The organism is Larkinella rosea (assembly GCF_003858635.1).
GTDB lineage: Bacteria > Bacteroidota > Bacteroidia > Cytophagales > Spirosomataceae > Larkinella > Larkinella rosea.
This window is the reverse complement of the sequence record NZ_RQJO01000008.1, coordinates 971,230-984,703: the sequence shown is the minus strand read 5'-3', so window position 1 is coordinate 984,703 and position 13,474 is coordinate 971,230. Positions and strand designations below refer to the sequence as shown.

The following is a 13,474-nucleotide window of genomic DNA, read 5'->3' as shown; positions in this document are numbered from 1 at the left end:
GTTCATGAAAGTTGTCTGCACCTTCCTCTTTTTCATTTTAACGACATTTAGCCTTCAGGCCAAAGATTACCCGGTTTCACTGTTTGGTATTTATTCAGATGGCGCTACGCTCAACACGCGTTCGATCCAGTACGCCATCGACCACATTCACCAGAATGGCGGGGGTCGGCTGGTGTTCAATGTCGGGCGGTTTCTGACCGGTTCGATTCACCTGAAATCCAATGTGACGCTGCACCTGGAAGAAGGAGCGGTTTTACTCGGATCGCTGAATCCGTTCGATTACGACCGGCATGTCTGGACGGCCCTTGTATTCGCGGAAAATCAGCAGAATATCGCTATCACCGGCAAAGGCATCATCGACGGGCAGGGGCGGTATCTGGCCCGCAACGTCATCACCATGATCCAGAAAGGACTCATCAAGGATCAGTTTCGCTTCGACCGGCCCGAAGCCGAAGCCCGGGCGGTTTTGATCTATTTCCGGGGCAACCAACGCGTTAAAGTGCAGGGTGTTACGCTCAAAAATTCGGCCAGTTGGGTGCAGATTTACGACCAGTGTAAAAACGTGCAGCTCGACGGCATTTCGGTCGACAGCAAAGCCTACTGGAACAACGACGGCATCGATCTGGTGGATTGCGACAGCGTCAGCGTAACCAATTCGTACATTGATTCGGACGACGACGGGATTTGCCTGAAATCGCACGACGCGACGAAGGTTTGTGAGAACATTTACGTCCGCAACTGCACGATCCGGTCCAGCGCCAACGCCATCAAATTTGGCACGGCCAGCTACGGTGGTTTTCGGAATATCAACATGCGCCGGATCAAGGTCTACGACACCTACCGCTCGGCTATCGCGCTCGAAGCCGTCGATGGCGGTTTTATCGAAAACGTGGAAATCGACAGCCTGGAAGCCATCAACACGGGAAATGCGATTTTTCTGCGCATCGGCGAACGCGTGAAAGGCAAGAAAGGGCGGCTGGAAAACGTCCGGCTGACCAACATCCGCGTCGAAGTGCCCGCAACGAAGGCCGATGCCGGTTACGAATACGAAGGGCCGATTGAAGACATGCCCCGCAACGTTTCCCCTTCCTCAATCGTCGGGATGCCCGATGCGCTGGTAAACAATGTGACGCTAAAAAACGTCGAAATCATTCAGCCCGGTGGCGGTTCGGCCTCGTTCGCCAACGTGCCGCTCACGGCCCTCGACAAAGTACCCGAAAAACCGACAGCTTACCCGGATTTCTCGATGTTTGGCGAATTACCTGCCTGGGGTTTTTACCTGCGGCACGCCCAAAACATCAAGTTTGAAAACGTCCGGCTGATCTGCCAGAAAAAGGATTACCGCCCCGCCGTGGTCCTCGACGACGTGAAACAGGCCAGTTTAACGCCCATGACGATCAGCGATCCTGACCGAAAAAAAGCCCCGGTTTTTGTCAACCAGTCCAGCGGGATTACACTGCCGGGAAAGTAGCACATTACCCCTAAATCCCCGAATTGATTTAAACAAAATAACCGCCGAACTGAATGTTTATCAGCCCACTGCTTTAGCTGTGGGTAAAACGAAAAATCCCCCTGCTAGCAGAACCGTTTTAACGGTTTTATTGGCCAGAAACCGTTAAAACGGTTCTGCTATGATTCGGTTGCGTTTCAATTTCCCACAGCTAAAGCAGTGGGCTGATAAATCAAAATATGAATCCGGCGGTTATTTTGCTTAAATCAATCAGGCACGCAACAGATGCAGGAGATTGCGTGCCTAAAGGCACGCGGAAGGAATCGGGCTGTCTTTAGGCTACAAATATCAGTCCGCTACGCGGCCAACAATTCCATAGTTCGCGTTGATACTCACTCAATCAGCCAGTTGTACGAAAAGTGGGTGTAGACAATCTTACTATACCTGTCTTTTTCGTACACAATTCCGATGGTACCGTCTTTCTGAATCACCAGATCGGAATAGGCCGACGAACCGCTGTAAATTTCCTTGCCGCCCGACCAGGTTTTGCCATCGTCGGTACTGACCCGAACCGTCATGTTCGTCCGGGTTTTCGGACTGTTGGGATTCGAAAACAGCAGCACGGTTTTCCGGCGGCTGGGTTGGTAATCGATCATGCTTCCTTCGCAAACCGGGTCGGGCAAGTCGGTCGCGATCCGCACCGGTTCCCAGCTTTCTCCGGCGGTTTTTGAAAACGACAGCAGGCGGTTTTTCGCGTCACCCGACTGGTTCCGGCTGTTGATCAGCAAACCGCCGTCCGAGGTTTCGGCGGCTGTGCTTTCGTTGCTGCCCGGATACGCGACATCCGGGGTCAGCTTCCAGCTTTTCCCGTGATCGTCGGAGTAGAAACCGTGCGCCCGGCAATCGCGAAACTGGGGCTGCTCCGCACCGGCGGTGTGGTTGGCCGCAACAAAAATCCGGCCTTTGTAGCGGCCTTTTTTCATCTGCAACGCGTGGCCGGGCGTATTGGCGTACCACCGCCAGTCTTCGGAAAACGCATACGCCGGGTTCACATCGGGCTGGTGGGGCTTGGAAACCTGCGTCGTAATATTCACGGCATCCGCCCAGGTTTGCCCGCCGTCGGTGCTGGTTTTATACCAGATTTCCCGAATGCCTCCGCCCTTCCGCAATTCACTTTCCGACATGACGCCGGTATTATAAACCAGAAACAGGCGTCCCTGCGGGAAATTTTTGTCGGTCAGATCGAAAACAGGAGCCGGATTTCCGGCCTGCAAACTCCCGTTGTCGGCGGCAATTTGCAGCGGTCCCCAGGTCTGGCCGTTGTCCGGGCTGATCCGCATGACGATGTCGATATCACCGAAGTCATCGCAATCTTTCCGGCGACCTTCCGCAAACGCCAGCAGGTTTCCGTTCGGCGCTTTCACAATGGCCGGAATCCGGAAGCATTTATACCCATCTTCCCCGCTCTGGAAAATGGTGGTTTCAGCGACAGGCGGTTTTTGGTCGGGTAAAACCGTTGGGTTGAGCCATAAACTGATGGCGAGAAGAAACGAGTGGAGCATGGTGGTTCAGGAGGGTCGAATTACCGAAGATAGGTTGTCCGGCTTTAGAATCCAAGACTGGTTTTGGCGTTAAACGAGACAAATTTGCCTTCATTTCCGGGAAAAGTGTTTCCTTTGAAGCATGAGCAACTGGTATCTCATCGACCTCATCGGCACGAGCATCTTTGCCATCTCCGGGGCACTTTCCGCCTTGAGCAAAAAGGTGTACCACGATCTGTTTGGAATCTCTTTTATCGGATTTCTAACGGCGGTCGGCGGAGGAACGACCCGTGATATCATCATGGGTGCTTACCCCATTTTCTGGATTCGTGACCCCAACTACATCATCGTCATCATGATGGGAGTGGGTATTGCCATCGTCGGCCGACGCTGGTGGTTTGGTCAGCTTCGGCGCCCGTTGCTTTTTTTTGATACCCTTGGCATCGGCATTTATACCATCCTCGGCTTACAGAAAGCGTTGAGTCTGAACGTCAATAACTGGGCGGCCGTCTTATTGGGGGTGATGTCGGCCCTGTTTGGCGGTGTTCTGCGCGACACCCTGGTGAATGACATTCCTTTGATCTTTGAAAAACACGTGTATGCCACGGCTTGCCTGATGGGTGCGCTGCTTTACGTGCTGGGGAGAGAGCTGGCGATTGATCCCACTATTAATTTCCTGATTTCAGCCGCCAGCATTACCATCATCCGTCTGTTGGCCATCCGTAACAACTGGACGCTCCCCCGCATTGGCAATCAGTGAATCGGATAACCCAGATCGTGCTTGATTTCTTTCAGAACAAAGGTGCTATTGAGCGTACCAATATTCTCAATTTCAGATAGTTTATATTTCACAAAATTGTGATACCGTTCCAGACTGCTCACGTGAATTTTGAGCAGAAAATCGACCTGCCCCGCCATGTGGTAGCATTCCTGCACCTCCTCCAGCTTCTTGATTTCTTCCTCAAACTTGTCGATAAACGCCTTGTCGTGGTAGCGCATCGACACCTGGCAAAACGTCGTGATCGGCTGGCCAAGCAGATTTTTATCCAGAACCGCTACGTATTGTTTGATAAAACCCAGGTTCTCCAGCCGCTTGATTCGCTCGTAAACCGGTGATAAGGTCAGGCTCAATTGAGCCGCTAATTCCTTGGTGGTCAGCTTCGCATCTTCCTGCAAAAGCCGCAACAGTTTCTTGTCGATTTCGTCCAGCTGTTCCATGCCGAAAATTTTTCTAAAACCGGTTATTTCTGTCTAACAAAAACCGTAATAATATCTCCAATATTATATAATAACCACAATATTATCTGATTTATTGAACGAATATCCAAAAATAATCGGTATACTTATATTTGTACCATAAATAAAAACCGGAACGATTTATACACGACCGGTTTTGGCGTTGTTACGTTTACACTTCGAACCAACTGAAACATGAAGCGTGAAACCATCTTAGTTATCGGGGCAAACGGCCAGATCGGAACGGCACTGCTGCCCCGTCTGCAAGCTATTTACGGGACTCGCTCAGTCATTGCCGCCGACCTGCGACGGCCCGATCACGAGCAGGGAATTTTTGAACGGATGGATGCCACTAAAGCGGACGAGTTGGCCGACATCGTTCGCCGTTACCGGGTTACCCAGATTTATCACCTCGCGGCCATTCTGTCGGCCAAAGGCGAAAGCGACCCGATCTGGGCCTGGAACCTGAACATGGCGACGCTGCTCAACGTGCTGGAAGTAGCCCGCGTCCACCGGATTCGGAAGGTTTTTGTGCCGAGTTCGATTGCGGCTTTTGGCGATGATGCGCCCAAATACGAAACGCCCCAGACGGCCGTACTCGACCCGGCTACGGTTTACGGGATCAGTAAAGTAGCTGCCGAGAACTGGTCGCTTTATTACCACAAACGCTATGGTTTGGATGTTCGCTCGCTGCGGTATCCGGGCCTGATCAGCTACCAGTCGATGCCGGGGGGTGGCACCACCGATTACGCCGTGGCGATTTTTCACGCGGCTGTGCAGGGAAAACCGTACGACTGTTTTCTGTCCGAAAATACCATGTTGCCGATGATGTACATGGACGACGCGCTCCGGGCAACGCTCGAACTGATGGAAGCCCCCGAAAACCGGATCAAGGTGCGAACGTCTTATAATCTGGCCGGGATGAGTTTTACGCCCGCCGAACTAACGGCCTCGATTCAGACCTATTTTCCGGCTTTCAACGTCCGGTATAAACCGGATTTCCGACAGGCCATTGCCGATTCGTGGCCCAAGACCATCGACGATACGGTGGCCCGGCGCGACTGGGGCTGGAAACCGGAATTCGACCTGCCGCACATGACGCAGGAAATGATCACGCAGCTTTCGACTATCTATCACACCCTTGTTCCAACGCATTAACCGTATGTATTCCATTAAAGAAAATCTCCAGCAGGAACTCGACGCGATCCGGGAAGCCGGTTTGTATAAATCCGAACGGATCATTATTTCGCCCCAGTCGTCGGTGATTGCCATTCACGGTGGACGCGAGGTGTTAAACTTCTGCGCCAACAATTACCTGGGGCTGTCGTCGCATCCCGACGTGATCAAAGCGGCCCACGAAACGCTGGATACCCACGGCTTTGGTATGTCGTCGGTGCGGTTTATTTGCGGCACGCAGGACATTCACAAGGAGTTGGAACGGAAAACCGCCGAGTTTGTCGGCGCCGAAGACTGCATTCTGTACGCGGCCGCGTTCGACGCCAATGGTGGGGTATTTGAACCGCTTCTGAGCGAAACAGACGCTATCATTTCCGACGAACTGAACCACGCGTCGATCATCGACGGCATCCGGCTGTGCAAAGCCCAGCGGTTCCGCTACAAACACAACGACATGGCCGATCTGGAAACGCAGTTGAGAGCCGCTTCGGGCAGCCGACGGAAACTGATCGTGACGGATGGCGCGTTCTCGATGGATGGCACGATTGCTCAGCTCGATAAAATCTGTGATCTGGCGGATCAATATGGTGCGATGGTGATGGTAGACGAATGCCACGCCAGCGGTTTTCTGGGCAAAACCGGTCGCGGAACGCCCGAATACCGGAATGTTTTCGGTCGGATCGACATCATCACCGGCACCTATGGCAAAGCCCTCGGTGGCGCGTCGGGCGGTTTTACGGCGGCCCGGAAAGAGATCGTCGATTTGCTGCGGCAACGCTCACGTCCCTACCTGTTCTCAAACACACTGGCTCCGGCCATTGTGGGTGCGTCGCTGAAAGTGCTGGATATTTTACGATCGTCGACGGCCCTGCGCGACAAGCTGGAGTCCAACACCCGGTTTTTCCGCGAAGCCATGACAGCCGCCGGTTTCGATATTCTGCCGGGTGAACACCCGATTGTCCCGATCATGCTGTACGACGCACCACTGGCGCAGGAATTTGCGGCCCGGTTGCTGGACGAAGGGATTTACGTCATCGGTTTCTTCTACCCGGTAGTACCGAAAGGCAAAGCCCGAATTCGGGTACAGATTTCGGCGGGTCATGAACCGGAACACCTGGAGAAAGCCGTGACTGCCTTTACGAAAATCGGGCGGGAACTGGGCGTGATTCCGGCGGAACAACCGATTGGTGCTTAACTTTTGATAGGAACACGGCCGGGTCGCCGTGTTCCTATCAACATTCTCAGTGTTTACCAAGCCACTCCAAGATATAATCGGCATCTTCTTTCCAGGTCGGCTGGCCCAGTACGAAGTGGTTACGTCCCGGAAATTCCTTGTAATCCGTCACCGAACCGTTGGACTTATACGCATTGAAGTTCCGACGATTTAGGTGGGCGGGGATTATTGTATCCTTATCACCGGCAGTAATCAGCAGTGGAGCGTGCGGTTTGGCAAAATCGACGTAAGCCGCGCTGGTCAGTCCACCCCGGGCGACGGTTTTCGATTCCGGGATCGTGTTTTCTTCATAGGCCTTTTTCTGATCTTCCAGCGACATGCCGTTTACGAACGCATATTGCCAGTCTTTGAACGACATCAGGTAGGTTTTTTTCAGCGAGGTAAACAAGCCCAGCACTTTCCAACCGGCTTTCAGGAACGAGAATTCGTACGGAATAATCCCCTGCGGAGCCACCGGGTGAATGGCCACCCCGGCCACGCCCAGCCCCCGATTGATCAGAATATGGGTAATCAGACCGCCCAGCGAGTGGCCGATAATAATCGGTTTTTCGGGTAATTTTTTGGCAAAATCGGCGTAATAATCAACGAGTTCCGTTAAGGTCAGGGCGGCTAAATCGGTGTCGTTTGGCTGGCGGTTACGGAGTTCGGCAGCGGTTCCGTTTTTGTACGGCCAGGCGGGGGCATACGTTTTGTAGCCTTTGCTTTCAAAATAGGCTTGCCATTCTTTCCAACTGGTGTTAACTACGAAGGCTCCGGTGACGAAGAGGACGGTTTTGGTGGTACTGGCTTTCATGATCGTATTGTTTAAGAGTTGTGTTTTTTGGCTGTCGTTCAGCGATTTGAACAGGACAAAGGTCCGCACCATCCGGCTCAATAATTTTAACCTGGGTTAAAATGCAAAACCGTATCAAAAATTTTTAAAAGTATTTCCAACCCAAGCTGTGACTTAGCGACGCTTCGTGCGTCCAATAGTTGCCTGTACATAAAAATAAATACCTTTCTGAACCTTCGACTGTAGTAACCTCGTACGGGCACCCAAAACCATGAGAAAACCAACGATTGTTCTGGCCGTCCTGGCTTTCCTGACCGTCCTGCTAGTTATTGCGACCAGCGGCATGCTGAGTATTCTTAGCGGTTTGGCAACAGTAGGATTTGGTATTTGCGCCGTATGTGTTCAATTCGCCGGTCTGGTCGACGAAAACTACCACTGGATTCCGGACTACGATGCGGAAATGGAACGGGCGATGAGGGCTTCCCAACACCGGTCCGAAACTTCGTTTAACGATTACCGCTACCGGTCTTCCTCAACGCCCCACCATCCGTTTTCGAATCCGGCTTAACGACGGCCCCTGAATGCCGAGGTACGACGAAATGTGGTAGAGCGGAATCGTGTTGTACAGATCGGGATGTTGTTCAACCAGTTCCAGATACCGTTGTTCAGGTGTTTTAAACAGAAAATCCTCGGCCCGGTCCATGGCAATGTTGAAAGCCCGCTCGGCTACCAGACGACCAAAATGTTCCCACTGCTTCGATTCCTGGTAAAGCTGGTTAATGTGGTTGATGTGAATGTACAGAATCGTCGAATCAACCATCGACTCCGTGTAATAATTGCAGGGCGACTGATTCACAAAACTCTTGTAGGAAACGACAATCTGGTTCTGTGAAAAAAAGAAAACGTTCTTCTCTTCGGCGGTTTCTTCGTGTACATAATACGTCCGGAAAACACCGTCCAGAATGAACCCGAGGTGTTTGCAAACGTTCTTGTACTCGTTGTAAAATTCGCCTTTTCGGTAGTTTTTCTTTTGCCAGTACGGAATGGACAAGGCAAAAGCTTCCTCATCCATTCCGGCAAACTGTTTCAGCGCATGCCCCAGTAAGTCGATTTCCGTCATTTCCCTTTCGGTTCTTTGTCTTTTGCCAACTCCGCTTTCTGGTCGTCGCGCAGGGTTGGGTATTTGATGCCCAATTGCTCCAGATAGGTTTTGTATTTCGTCGGATCGTAGTAGTATTTCTTCAATTCCGGCTTGAATTTAGCCATAATCTCCTTGTTCAGGTAAACCGCCGGGTATTCCTTGGGTGAAATCAGGGGCGTATATTTGATCTCTTTCGTCTGCTCTTTGGTATAATAATCCCACGCATTTTTGATGATTTCGGGCTTCATCAGCATATCCAGCAAGGTCATGGCTTCGGCTTTGGCACCAGCCACCACGCCCTTGTGGGCAATCGGCGTCGCCATCGAAATGGCGTTGGCCCAATGGTGACCCGGCAGTCCCGGAATGTTGGACGGATACCGCAACACCACCGTCGGCAGTGACCACGAAATATCAGCAATGTCGTCGGAACCGGCTCCACCCGTCGAAATCATTCCCCCGCCCATCATCGCCGTGGGTGCAGCCGCCGGAATGCCCAGCGTATCCAGCTTCATCGCCAGCCCTTCCACTTTGGGGGCCTGCAATTCTTTTTGCGAGGCTTTCGCCAGCATCTGATCTTCTTCCGACCAGGTTGGCAAACCGACTTTTTTCATGTTCTGGTACATGGCTTCGGCAATCGGTTTGTTGAAGTGCCCCGGCCAGGCCGACCCCAGAATTTCGTAGGTGAACTTCGTATCGGTCATCATCGCGGCTCCCTCGGCCATTTTAACGCCCGTATCGAATAACTTCTTGATTTTCGGGTACGACCGTTCGCGGAAATAATACCAGACGGCGGCTTTCGACGGCACCACGTTCGGCTGATCTCCCCCATCGGAAATAACGTAATGCGAGCGTTGCGTCAGTTCGAGGTGTTCGCGCCGGAAATTCCAGCCAATGTTCATCAACTCCACCGCATCCAGCGCACTTTTGCCGCGCCAGGGCGCTCCGGCTGCGTGGGCAGCCTGTCCTTCAAACGAAAACTTGACCGACACCAGACCGGTGTTGCCCGCATCGCCGTGTGATACGCCAAGGTTGTTGCCGACGTGCGTAAAAATACAGGCATCCACATCCTTGAAATAACCGTCGCGGACGTAAAATGCTTTCGCCCCCACCAGCTCTTCGGCGACTCCCGGCCAGAGCATCAACGTGCCGGATAATTTCTCGCGTTCCATGATCTGCTTGACCGTCAGGGCAGCAACGATGTTCAGGGCCTGACCGGAATTGTGGCCCTCGCCGTGTCCCGGCGCTCCTTCGACCAGCGGATCGTGGTAGGCGACTCCCGGTTTTTGGTTCGCTTTCGGGATGCAGTCCACATCGGAGCCAATCGCAATAACCGGTTTTCCGCTGCCCCAGGTCGCGATCCAGGCCGTGGGCATGTTGGCAATTCCTTTCTGGATTTTAAACCCTTCTTTTTCCAGCAAAGTTGTCAGGTACCTGAACGTTTCTTCTTCCTGAAAACCGAGTTCGGAAAAGCTGAAAAGCATGTCGTTGATCTGCTGCGCCTGGTCTTTCCGTTTGTCGATTTCGGCGACGGCTTCCTGTTTCAACCGCTCCAGTTTATCAGGCGTTTTGGTTTTTTTCGATTGAGCCAAAAGTAAAGACGGCATTACTAAAAGCGCAAAAATGATTTTTGTAAAGTATTTCATAGAATCAGCCAAATTTTATTTGATCATCAGTTGATAAAGCGGTTAAATATACGGCATTATCATTTATATGCCATTCTTTTTTCGAACTTCGACTATCGTAAAATCCCAACTTTCAGCGTTCGCCCTCCGGTCAAATTCCAGCATTTGCGGTTACCGCTACCAAAACCGCACTCCGTTCGGGAATGTCCGCTTTCAACCACATACCTGTTTTCAAGGAATCTACCAAAAACCGCTTAATTTTGCGGTTTCTCACTCATTCCGTTGCGATCTTGAAACTCTGGCAAAAAAGTAATACCAATAGTGAATCCACATCGGCCGAATCATTGGCAGCCGCTAAAATTGAGCGGTTTACCGTTGGGCACGACCGCGAAATGGATTTGTACCTCGCTCCTTTCGACGTGCTGGGTAACCTCGCCCACGCCACCATGCTCGAAACCATTGGCCTCCTTTCGAATGCTGAATTAGGATTGCTGAGTGATGAATTAAAGAACATTTACCGGCAAATCGAAGCGGGGGATTTTGTGATTGAAGAAGGCGTGGAAGACGTTCACTCGCAGGTCGAGCTGATGCTCACCCGGAAGCTGGGCGATGTTGGGAAGAAGATTCACAGCGGACGGTCGCGAAACGATCAGGTGCTGGTCGATCTGAAACTGTTTACCCGCGATCGGCTCTGGCAAGTAACCGAAGCCGTTCGGCAGGTATTCGACCGGCTGATTGCCCGTTCGGAGCAGCACAAAGCCGATTTATTGCCGGGTTATACGCACCTGCAAATTGCCATGCCATCGTCGTTCGGACTGTGGTTTGGCGCGTATGCCGAAGCATTGGCCGATGATATGCTGCTGCTGCAAACCGCCTACCGGTTTGCCAACCGCAATCCGCTTGGTTCGGGGGCGGGGTATGGCTCGTCGTTTCCGCTCAACCGGACGCTGACCACCGAATTGCTGGGTTTCGAAGGCATGCACGTCAATGTGGTGTATGCGCAGATGAGTCGCGGAAAAACCGAACAAACCGCCCTAACCGCATTGGCGGCTGTAGCCGCCACGCTCGCGCGGATGGCCATGGACATCTGCCTGTACAACAGCCAGAATTTCGGTTTTCTGACGTTGCCTGACGCGCTGACGACCGGTTCGAGTATCATGCCGCACAAGAAAAACCCCGATGTAGCCGAACTGCTTCGTGCCAAAACCAACCGCCTGAAAGCCCTGCCGATGGAGGTCACGCTGGTGATGAGCAACCTGCCTTCGGGCTACCACCGCGACATGCAGATTCTGAAAGAAATCCTGATGCCCGCTTTTGAAGAGATTCTGGACTGCCTGGAAATCACGGATTTTATGCTGGAAAACATTCAGGTAAAATCCAATCTGATGGACGATCCAAAGTACGATCTGATGTTCAGCGTCGAGCGGGTCAACGAACTGGTGTTGCAGGGCATTCCGTTCCGGGAAGCGTATCTGGTCGTCAAAACCGAAGTAGAAACGGGAACCTACCAGGCATCGCGCGAATTGCATCACACGCACGAAGGCAGCATCGGCAATCCAGGTAACGATCAGATTGTGAAGTACATGGAAAAGAACATGCAGGGATTTGGTGCGGAAACCGTAGGGATTGCCATTCAGCAACTCTTGTCAGCAAAGCATTAATTTCTTTGAAAAAATGCTTACATTGTTTATCAATTCTGCTTAACGATTATGGTAGTTACTGAAGAAACCGTACAACCAAAACCGGAAACCCCACAGGTGCCTTCGTATTTGATTTACGAAGTCCTCAATGGTCAACCGGTTTATTATCGGGGCTACCGCGATGTACTTGCGGGCATACTTGATCGCAATGCTATTATGGGAAGCAGTTCACTTCAATCGTTTCTGGTATCGTTCATTTACGGGTATATCCTGACTAATCGGGACAAAAACCGCTATATTCCTTTCACAAATGAAGCGGGACTTCACATTGGAAATAATGATAATCTGGCAGCCGACATTGCCATTTACGAGAAAGGAACGTTTCAACTAACGACCCAATACTTCAACACGCCCCCCAAAATAGTCATCGAAGTTGACATCAAAGCCGATGTCAGCGAACGACCGGGGGCCGAAATGGAATACATTGCCGAGAAAACGCAGCGGTTATTTGATTTTGGCGTTGAAAAAGTGTTTTGGGTGTTGAGCAAACCGCGCCGGGTATTTATCGCCGTACCCAATCAGGACTGGATTTTTACTGACTGGAGCAACGATGTTCCCGTTATGGAAGGCTGCGTGTTGAATGTAAAAAAATTACTGGAAGAAGAAGGAATATCTTATTGATACATGGTGGCAGGTTCGAACCTGCCACCCATAGTAACGACTTACTGTCTACTACTCAACCCGATACGCTACCAGCTTATTCTTTAAAAACGTCGGAACGACCAGCAGCTTTTTACCGGGGACATACGCCAGATCGGCCGCATTGACTTTTTCTTTCCGGGTGTCGAGTAGTAACTGTTGCTGCCCATCGGCGGTGATGTAAAAAAGGCGGCCATTCCAGTCGGAGACGATAAAATCCTTTTTGACCGCCACAATCCCGTCGGTGTTGGCCATGCCGTCGGCCAGTTTCGTCAGGGCTTTGGTTTCGACATTCATGGCCTGCAACGCGCCGATTTTAGTGCTGCCCACCATCAGTGTTTTTGTTCCGACGGCCAGCAAACCGTTCGGATTGTTGATTTCCCCGCCATCGACCCAGACTTCCCATTTGCTGTCTTTCAGGCGGTGAATCTTGTTGTTGCGATTGTCCGACACATAAACCGTTCCGTCTTTGTCGATCGTTACATCGTTCAAAAAGGCTTTTTTGTCGGGGGAATCCCAGGTCTGCTCGGCCTGTCCGTTGCTCAGATTAATGGCGACCAGCCGGTAAACATCCGTCACATACAGGCGGTTTTTGTGAATTCCCATGCCTTTGGGCGCATTCAGACCGGTTGTCCACTTGATATTTTCAATTTTGCCGTCGAGCGATACTTTCGAGATAAAACCGTCACCATCGAGCGAATCGGATTTGCCGGAAATATTGGCGACGTACAAAACATCCCCTTTCGGATCGTAAAGCACCGATTCGGGTGTACGTAAGGTGGAATCGGTTTCCCAGACTTTGACTAATTTCTTTTCTTTTTGGGGCGATTCAAACGCCGACAAGGTGATGACCAGCAGCAAACTGCCGCCTAGAAGCAGGTTTAGTAGACGCATGATTCGATAGCAGATGGATTTTTAAGCAGTAAATAACGACACCGCCGCCGTTATTCCAACGGCTAAACC

General features: G+C 51.6%; 13 protein-coding genes. 7 read left to right on the top strand and 6 right to left on the bottom strand.

All coding sequences use genetic code 11. The annotated features are described in order from the left end of the window. Window positions 1-4: 4 nt before the first annotated feature. Window positions 5-1,471 (top strand): glycoside hydrolase family 28 protein, encoded by a 1,467-nt coding sequence (locus EHT25_RS12765; protein ID WP_124875019.1) that lies wholly within the window; start codon window positions 5-7, stop codon window positions 1,469-1,471. A 371-nt stretch (window positions 1,472-1,842) separates the two neighbouring features. On the opposite strand, the gene EHT25_RS12760 is transcribed toward EHT25_RS12765, so the two are convergent. Continuing rightward, complete coding sequence (locus tag EHT25_RS12760; RefSeq protein WP_124875017.1) at window positions 1,843-3,012, bottom strand: sialidase family protein; 1,170 nt, start codon at window positions 3,010-3,012, stop codon at window positions 1,843-1,845. 121 nt (window positions 3,013-3,133) lie between these two features. Between EHT25_RS12760 and EHT25_RS12755 the strand changes: the two genes are divergently transcribed. Next, complete coding sequence (locus EHT25_RS12755) at window positions 3,134-3,751, top strand: trimeric intracellular cation channel family protein (RefSeq protein ID WP_124875015.1); 618 nt, start codon at window positions 3,134-3,136, stop codon at window positions 3,749-3,751. On the opposite strand, the gene EHT25_RS12750 is transcribed toward EHT25_RS12755, so the two are convergent. Next, complete coding sequence (locus EHT25_RS12750; RefSeq protein WP_124875013.1) at window positions 3,745-4,209, bottom strand: Lrp/AsnC family transcriptional regulator; 465 nt, start codon at window positions 4,207-4,209, stop codon at window positions 3,745-3,747. The two genes, EHT25_RS12755 and EHT25_RS12750, sit on opposite strands and share 7 nt — an antisense overlap. Window positions 4,210-4,422: 213 nt before the next feature. On the opposite strand from EHT25_RS12750, the gene EHT25_RS12745 reads away from it, so the two are divergent. Together EHT25_RS12745 and kbl are read left to right on the top strand one after the other, a co-directional pair. Then, a complete protein-coding gene (locus EHT25_RS12745) occupies window positions 4,423-5,385 on the top strand; it encodes an NAD-dependent epimerase/dehydratase family protein (RefSeq protein ID WP_124875011.1) in 963 nt (320 codons plus the stop codon). A 4-nt stretch (window positions 5,386-5,389) separates the two neighbouring features. Next, the gene (gene kbl, locus EHT25_RS12740) at window positions 5,390-6,598 is read left to right on the top strand and encodes a glycine C-acetyltransferase (RefSeq protein WP_124875009.1); all 1,209 of its coding nucleotides are present in this window, start codon (window positions 5,390-5,392) and stop codon (window positions 6,596-6,598) included. A 46-nt stretch (window positions 6,599-6,644) separates the two neighbouring features. On the opposite strand, the gene EHT25_RS12735 is transcribed toward kbl, so the two are convergent. Further along, window positions 6,645-7,430 carry an alpha/beta hydrolase gene (locus tag EHT25_RS12735; protein WP_124875007.1) on the bottom strand — a complete coding sequence of 262 codons (786 nt, stop codon included), beginning with the start codon at window positions 7,428-7,430 and terminating at the stop codon, window positions 6,645-6,647. A gap of 250 nt (window positions 7,431-7,680) precedes the next feature. Here EHT25_RS12735 and EHT25_RS12730 point away from each other — a divergent pair, with 250 nt between their 5' ends. Next, window positions 7,681-7,977, top strand: a complete 297-nt coding sequence (locus tag EHT25_RS12730; RefSeq protein ID WP_124875005.1) for a hypothetical protein — start codon at window positions 7,681-7,683, stop codon at window positions 7,975-7,977. Here the strand turns inward: EHT25_RS12730 and EHT25_RS12725 are convergent. Beyond that, a complete protein-coding gene (locus tag EHT25_RS12725; protein WP_124875003.1) occupies window positions 7,942-8,529 on the bottom strand; it encodes a Crp/Fnr family transcriptional regulator in 588 nt (195 codons plus the stop codon). The genes EHT25_RS12730 and EHT25_RS12725 overlap by 36 nt on opposite strands. Then, window positions 8,526-10,193, bottom strand: a complete 1,668-nt coding sequence (locus EHT25_RS12720; RefSeq protein WP_124875001.1) for an amidohydrolase — start codon at window positions 10,191-10,193, stop codon at window positions 8,526-8,528. Before EHT25_RS12720 ends, EHT25_RS12725 begins: the two co-directional genes overlap by 4 nt. Before the next feature lie 269 nt (window positions 10,194-10,462). Between EHT25_RS12720 and argH the strand changes: the two genes are divergently transcribed. After that, on the top strand, window positions 10,463-11,833 hold the full coding sequence (gene argH / locus EHT25_RS12715; RefSeq protein WP_229311514.1) for an argininosuccinate lyase: 1,371 nt from the start codon (window positions 10,463-10,465) through the stop codon (window positions 11,831-11,833). A gap of 48 nt (window positions 11,834-11,881) precedes the next feature. Beyond that, on the top strand, window positions 11,882-12,493 hold the full coding sequence (locus tag EHT25_RS12710) for a Uma2 family endonuclease (RefSeq protein ID WP_124874997.1): 612 nt from the start codon (window positions 11,882-11,884) through the stop codon (window positions 12,491-12,493). A gap of 51 nt (window positions 12,494-12,544) precedes the next feature. Here EHT25_RS12710 and EHT25_RS12705 read toward each other — a convergent pair whose 3' ends face one another. Beyond that, window positions 12,545-13,405 (bottom strand): SMP-30/gluconolactonase/LRE family protein, encoded by an 861-nt coding sequence (locus EHT25_RS12705; protein ID WP_124874995.1) that lies wholly within the window; start codon window positions 13,403-13,405, stop codon window positions 12,545-12,547. Window positions 13,406-13,474: the final 69 nt, after the last annotated feature.

Coding starts and splice junctions, on each gene's coding strand:
- EHT25_RS12760 (WP_124875017.1), bottom strand. CDS start 3,012: ATGCTCCACTCGTTTCTTCTCGCCATCAGTTTATGGCTCAACCCAACG.
- EHT25_RS12725 (WP_124875003.1), bottom strand. CDS start 8,529: ATGACGGAAATCGACTTACTGGGGCATGCGCTGAAACAGTTTGCCGGA.
- kbl (WP_124875009.1), top strand. CDS start 5,390: ATGTATTCCATTAAAGAAAATCTCCAGCAGGAACTCGACGCGATCCGG.
- EHT25_RS12745 (WP_124875011.1), top strand. CDS start 4,423: ATGAAGCGTGAAACCATCTTAGTTATCGGGGCAAACGGCCAGATCGGA.
- EHT25_RS12735 (WP_124875007.1), bottom strand. CDS start 7,430: ATGAAAGCCAGTACCACCAAAACCGTCCTCTTCGTCACCGGAGCCTTC.
- EHT25_RS12710 (WP_124874997.1), top strand. CDS start 11,882: ATGGTAGTTACTGAAGAAACCGTACAACCAAAACCGGAAACCCCACAG.
- EHT25_RS12765 (WP_124875019.1), top strand. CDS start 5: ATGAAAGTTGTCTGCACCTTCCTCTTTTTCATTTTAACGACATTTAGC.
- EHT25_RS12755 (WP_124875015.1), top strand. CDS start 3,134: ATGAGCAACTGGTATCTCATCGACCTCATCGGCACGAGCATCTTTGCC.
- EHT25_RS12730 (WP_124875005.1), top strand. CDS start 7,681: ATGAGAAAACCAACGATTGTTCTGGCCGTCCTGGCTTTCCTGACCGTC.
- EHT25_RS12750 (WP_124875013.1), bottom strand. CDS start 4,209: ATGGAACAGCTGGACGAAATCGACAAGAAACTGTTGCGGCTTTTGCAG.
- EHT25_RS12720 (WP_124875001.1), bottom strand. CDS start 10,193: ATGAAATACTTTACAAAAATCATTTTTGCGCTTTTAGTAATGCCGTCT.
- EHT25_RS12705 (WP_124874995.1), bottom strand. CDS start 13,405: ATGCGTCTACTAAACCTGCTTCTAGGCGGCAGTTTGCTGCTGGTCATC.